Origin of the sequence: Endozoicomonas sp. ALC013, from assembly GCF_049310205.1 — a bacterium.
In the GTDB taxonomy this organism is placed as follows: Bacteria; Pseudomonadota; Gammaproteobacteria; order Pseudomonadales; family Endozoicomonadaceae; genus Endozoicomonas.
The window spans coordinates 1-2,097 of sequence record NZ_JBLYNS010000334.1 but is presented as its reverse complement, the minus strand read 5'-3'; the positions used below and the strand labels follow the sequence as shown (position 1 = coordinate 2,097).

The 2,097-nt window shown below is 46.2% G+C and carries 1 protein-coding gene; it reads left to right on the top strand.

Features of this window, described 5'->3' with window-relative positions; all coding sequences use genetic code 11:
* Positions 1–263: 263 nt before the first annotated feature.
* Positions 264–2,097 (top strand): LDL receptor domain-containing protein (locus ACO6V1_RS23625; RefSeq protein WP_422468998.1); only part of this gene is annotated, 1,834 nt, incomplete at its 3' end.

Sequence of the window (2,097 nt, the reverse complement as noted above, 5' to 3'; positions counted from 1 at the left end):
TTTTATTAATAGTCACAGTAAATAGTTTGATTCGGTTTGTGTGGAAATTATGTGTCAATTATTAGCAACTTCAACTTCAACTTCAACTTCAACTTACAACTTCAACTTATACAACTTCAACTTATGGGTCAGGTCTTTCTTTGTGCATGCAAGATTAAAGATCTGCCCCCCTGATTTTTGCTCAGACAGCCTCTCAGTAGCAGGACATTTTGTGATAGGTCCGTGCGGCTGAAGAAACCATCAATTTAATTGGATTCGAATAAATGCAAATTACGTCTTCCCTCTCAAAAAGTATCAGCTCACAGATAATGGCTTCCTGCCAACAGGAGCCTGACAAGGGTGGCGGTATAACTTTCTGCCAGGCACGCACCCAATGTCGTAATGACCAGGCGCAAAAGCCGGAGCCCAAACCGATTGTTGGCTATGGAATAAGACCGCTGGCCGATTGTGCCTTGCAGGTCGGAAAGAGACTGGGGCGCGTTGCAGCGGGTTTTGCTTTCAACCAGATAGTGAGTTCACCGTATATCGGTGCAATGATGCCAGGGCTTAAACCGACACTGCTGTTTACGCTGGCGGTGATAAATAATCAGTTACAGCCGTCGGTGGCATGTCGGTCCGGTCAATTCCGCTGCGATAAAGACAAATGCAAGCTTGACTTTGAGCGATGTAATGGGGTTGAAAATTGTAGAGATGGCTTGGATGAGCAGGGGTGCACACCAGAAAAATGTATCAAGTTAGGTCGACCTTTTCGCTGCAACAACGGCCAATGTATTGAAAGAAATCGTCAATGTGATGGGAGTAATGTAATTGGGTTAGGTAATTGCCGTGATGGCTCGGATGAGTGGGAATGCACACAGAAAAAATGTACCGAGCTGGGTCGACCTTTTCGCTGCAACAACGGCCAATGTATTGAAAGCCATCGTCAATGTGATGGGAATACTGATCGGTCGGAAGGAAATTGTAGTGATGGTTCTGATGAGAAGCCGGAGTTGTGCACTCAGGCCAAATGTACCGAGCTAGAACGTCCTTTCCGCTGCGACAACGGACAATGCATCAACCTTGATATCGCTAATCAGTGTGATGGGAGAAACGATTGCCGCGATGGCTCTGATGAGAAGCCGGAATTATGTACAAAGGACAAATGTATCGAACTGTGGCGCCCTCACCGCTGCGGCAATGGCCAATGTATCAACATTAACACCGACAGGCAATGTGATGGGAGTATTGATTGTCGCGATGGTTCTGATGAGAATCCGGAGTTTTGCACAAAGGACAAATGTATTGAGCTGGAACGTCCTTTCCCCTGTGATAACGGCCAATGTATCAACATCGGCACCGCTAATCTATGTGATGGGAATGAAGATTGTCCTGATGGCTCTGATGAGAAGCCGGAGTTCTGCACACCGGTCAAATGCCTGGTGCTGGAACGCCCTTTTCGCTGCAACAACGGCCAATGTATCAACATTGAACGCAAAATGCTATGTGATGGGAGTAACGAGTGTGACGATGGCACTGATGAGAATTGTACCCAGGACATATGTAGCAGGTTAGAACGTTCTTTCCACTGCGACAACGGTAAATGTATTGAAGCCAAGTTGCAATGCGATAAGTGGGATGATTGCGGTGATAATTCGGATGAGGGTTCCTGCACGCAAGACAAATGCATCGAGCTGAAACGTCCTTTCCTCTGCGACAACGGCCAATGTGCCAACGTTCACTATGACTTTAAAACCGATGATCCACGATGTGATGGGTCTATTGATTGCATAGATGCATCAGATGAGAAATCGGAGTTATGTACACAAGCCAAATGTGAGGAATTAGAACGCTTTATCTGTGACAACGGCAAATGTATTTCCGCTGCTTGGAAATGTGATGGACACATCGATTGTAAGGATGAAGATGAAGATGAATCAGATGAGCGGCCGGGGATATGCAATCTTGAAAAAAAATCTGCAGGAACTACAACCCTTGTAGAAACAACAACGCCTTCACCCATCGTTCCTGTAGCTAATACTACCAATATTGAATTGGAATCCTCAGCCAGATGGTCTGCTGATACAACGGCACCACAAACCCCAATGCCTGGACAAACCC